Origin of the sequence: Intrasporangium chromatireducens Q5-1 (assembly GCF_000576575.1) — a bacterium.
GTDB lineage: Bacteria > Actinomycetota > Actinomycetes > Actinomycetales > Dermatophilaceae > Intrasporangium_A > Intrasporangium_A chromatireducens.
In genome coordinates this window covers 1-3,774 of the sequence record NZ_AWQS01000315.1, presented here as the reverse complement: position 1 = coordinate 3,774, position 3,774 = coordinate 1, and the positions used below count along the sequence as shown (strand labels likewise).

3 protein-coding genes are annotated in these 3,774 nt (G+C 72.5%); 2 read left to right on the top strand and 1 reads right to left on the bottom strand.

The genetic code is table 11. The annotated features are described in order from the left end of the window. Nucleotides 1-48 precede the first annotated feature (48 nt). A complete protein-coding gene (locus tag N864_RS20170) occupies nt 49-1,836 on the bottom strand; it encodes an acetyl/propionyl/methylcrotonyl-CoA carboxylase subunit alpha (protein WP_034721621.1) in 1,788 nt (595 codons plus the stop codon). Between the two features lie 163 nt (nt 1,837-1,999). Here N864_RS20170 and N864_RS20165 point away from each other — a divergent pair, with 163 nt between their 5' ends. Beyond that, nucleotides 2,000-2,845, top strand: coding sequence for an aldo/keto reductase (locus N864_RS20165; protein WP_205621014.1), 846 nt, complete (start codon nt 2,000-2,002; stop codon nt 2,843-2,845). 18 nt (nt 2,846-2,863) lie between these two features. Continuing rightward, nucleotides 2,864-3,739 (top strand): NUDIX hydrolase, encoded by an 876-nt coding sequence (locus N864_RS20160; protein ID WP_162164554.1) that lies wholly within the window; start codon nt 2,864-2,866, stop codon nt 3,737-3,739. The last annotated feature ends 35 nt before the right edge of the window (nt 3,740-3,774 follow it).

Below are 3,774 nucleotides of genomic sequence, written 5' to 3'. Positions count from 1 at the left end.
CTCAGCTCGCTGAGCTGAGCGGCATACCTCGTGCTTGTGGTCGGGTGGTCAGGCCTCGCTCGGGGCGTCCTTGATCTCTGCGAGGACCGTGCCCGAGTTCACCGTCTCGCCGACCTTCGCGGTGAGGCCGGTGACGACGCCGTCCTTGTGCGCGGTGATCGGCTGCTCCATCTTCATCGCCTCGAGGACGACGACGATGTCACCCGAGGCGACCGTGGCGCCGTCCTCGACGGCGATCTTGACGATGGTGCCCTGCATCGGCGCGGTCAGCGAGTCGCCGGACGCGGCGGCGCCGCCGCGGCCGCCGCCGGCCGAGCGCTTCGGGGCCTTCTTCTTGGCCGTCCCGGCTCCGCCGCCGAGGGAGAGGCCGCCGGGGAGGGATACCTCGACGCGCTTGCCGCCGACCTCGACGACGACCCGCTGGCGCTCCTCGGCCTCCGGGGTGTCCGCGGCGCCGCCGGCGTAGGGCTCGACCGTGTTGTTCCACTCGGTCTCGATCCAGGTCGTGTAGATCCCGAACGGCTGCTGCGGGTCCGCGGGGGCGAAGGCGGGGTCGCTGACGACCGCGCGGTGGAAGGGCAGCACGGTCGGCATGCCGTCGATCTCGAACTCGGCGAGCGCGCGGCGGGACCGCTCGATCGCCTCCTGGCGGGTGCGGCCCGTCACGATGAGCTTGGCCAGCATCGAGTCGAACGCCCCGGCGATGACGTCGCCCTCGACGACGCCGGAGTCGAGTCGGACGCCGGGGCCGGCCGGCGGGCGGAAGACGGTGACGTTGCCGGGGGCGGGCAGGAAGCCCCGGCCCGCGTCCTCACCGTTGATGCGGAACTCGATCGAGTGGGCGTGCGGCTCGGGGTCGGGGTAGTCGAGGCTCTCGCCGTTGGCGATCCGGAACTGCTCGCGGACGAGGTCGATGCCGGTGACCTCCTCGGTGACCGGATGCTCGACCTGCAGGCGGGTGTTGACCTCGAGGAAGGAGATGACGCCGTCGGGAGCGACGAGGAACTCGCACGTGCCCGCACCGACGTAGCCGGCCTCCTTGAGGATCGCCTTGCTGGCGCGGAGCAACTCGGCGTGCTGCTCCTCGGACAGGAACGGGGCCGGTGCCTCCTCGACGAGCTTCTGGTTGCGGCGCTGGAGGGAGCAGTCACGGGTCGAGACGACGACGACGTTGCCGTGCTGGTCGGCCAGGCACTGGGTCTCGACGTGACGCGGGTGGTCGAGGAAGCGCTCGACGAAGCACTCGCCGCGACCGAACGCCGTGACCGCCTCGCGGACCGCCGACTCGAACAGGTGGGGGATCTCCTCGAGGGTGCGGGCCACCTTCAGCCCGCGGCCGCCACCGCCGTAGGCCGCCTTGATGGCGACCGGCAGGCCGTGCTCCTTGGCGAACGCGACGACCTCGTCGGGGCCGTCGACCGGGTCCTTCGTGCCGGGCACGAGCGGGGCGTTGGCCTTCGTCGCGATGTGGCGGGCCTTGACCTTGTCGCCGAGGGCGTCGATCGCCTCGGGCCCGGGGCCGATCCAGATCAGCCCGGCGTCGATGACGGCCTGGGCGAAGCTCGCGTTCTCGGCGAGGAAGCCGTAGCCGGGGTGGACCGCGTCGGCGCCGGACTCCTTGGCCACCTGCAGCAGCTTCTCCTGCACGAGGTAGCTGTCGCCGGGGGTCGAGCCGCCGAGGGCATAGGCCTCGTCGGCGACCTTCACGTGCAGGGCATCCCGGTCCGGCTCCGCATAGACGGCGACCGAGCCGATCCCGCTGTCCTTGCAGGCGCGGGCGATACGGACGGCGATCTCGCCACGGTTTGCGATGAGGACCTTGCTGATCGATGCCATGCGACGGACTCTAGCGCCTGCCGCATCCGCTCCCGAGGTCCGGCAAGGCGGTTGTCCGGGGCTCGGACCGTGAGGTCCAGCACACCCCGGCCCCGGTCCCGACGGGCGGTCCGGGTGCTCGTCGGACCGGCGCGCCGGTCACCGGGCGTCGTAGGTTGTCCTCATGACCTCGAAGCTGCCGGTCCGGATGATGCCCCTCGGTCACGCCTCGACGCCGGGGCTGGCGATCCCCCAGCTCGGCTTCGGCGTCTGGGAGGTGGCGGACGACCAGATCGACGACGCGTTCCGCGCGGCCCTCGAGACCGGCTACCGGCACATCGACACCGCGGAGATGTACCGCAACGAGGAGGGCGTCGGGCGCGTCCTGACCCGCGCCGGGATCGCCCGCGACGACGTCTTCATCACCACGAAGGTCTGGTACACCCACCTGCACGACGTGGGTGCGGCCTTCGACGCGTCGATGCAGCGCCTCGGCCTCGACGTGCTCGACCTCTATCTCATCCACTGGCCGGCGCCGAGCCGGGACGCGTACGTGTGGGCCTGGCAGCAGATGCTCGAGCTGCAGCGGTCCGGACGGGTCCGGTCGGTCGGGGTGTGCAACTTCCAGGTCGACCACCTCCAGCGGCTGCTCGACGAGACGGGCGTGCTGCCGTCGATCAACCAGGTTGAGCTGTCGCCCTACCTGCAGCAGCGCGAGCTGCGCGCCTTCCACGAGGAGCACGGCATTCTCACCGAGGCGTGGAGCCCCCTCGCGGCCCGGGCCGGCCTCCTCGAGGACCCGGTCATCACCCGGATCGCCGACCGCTACGCCGTGACCCCGGCCCAGGTGGCGCTGCGGTGGCAGCTGCACCTCGGCCACGTCGTCCTCACCCGGTCCGTCAAGCCCGCCCGGATCGCGCAGAACGCGGACCTGTTCGGCTTCGACCTCGACGAGGAGGACCTGCAGGCGATCGCCGGGCTGGACCGAGGGGTGCGCACCGGGCCCGACCCCGACGAGTTCGGCCGCTGACGCGTGGGCTGGCCGTCGGTGCCGGGGGAGCGGGGTGTCGCCGAGGATGACCTCGTCGTCCGGGCCGGGCGGGCCGGCGACGGCGAGGTCACCCTGCTCGTCGAGTCGGCGGGAGAGCCGGTCGGGAGCCTGCTGGTCCATCCCCGCGGCGACGAGACGGCGCTCGTCACGTGGCGCTTCGACCCGGCTCACGAGGGGGCCGGTGTGCCACATCGCGCGGTGCGCCGGGCGGTCGACTACTGCTTCACCGAGCTCGGGCTGCACCGGGTCGAGGCCCTGATCCCCGTCGCGGACACCGCCCGCCTGCGCATCGCGGCCCGGGCAGGCCTGCGCCGCGAGGGCCTCGCGCGCGGTGCCGGTGGCCCGCGCACCGACCTCGTGCGGGTGGCGCGCCTCGCCAGCGACCCGACGCCCGACACCCGTGACGGGTTCATCGGCGTGCTCAACGCCAACCTCCCGACCAAGCGCGTCATCAGCCAGGGGGTCCTCCGGGACGAGACGGGACGCGTCCTGCTCTGCGAGCTGACCTACAAGCGGGAGTGGGACCTGCCCGGCGGCGTCGTCGACCCGTGGGAGTCGCCGGCGTCGGCCCTGGCCCGTGAGCTGCGCGAGGAGCTCGGCCTGGACCTGACCGTCGCCGGGCTCCTCGTCGTCAACTGGATGCCGCCGTGGCGCGGCTGGGACGACGCGTGCCAGTTCGTCTTCGACCTCGGGGTGCACGATCCGTCGCTCACCGGGGCGATGACCTTCGAGGCCACCGAGATCGCGGCCGTCCACTGGTGCACGCGCGAGCAGGCCCGGCCACAGGTCCCGGACTACCTCGACGGGCTGTTGGGGCGGCTGGAGCGGCTCGACGACCCGCCGGTCTATCTCGAGGGCGGCTCGCCACTCTGACCGGCGCACGGACTGCTCCTGCCTGAGGCGGGCGG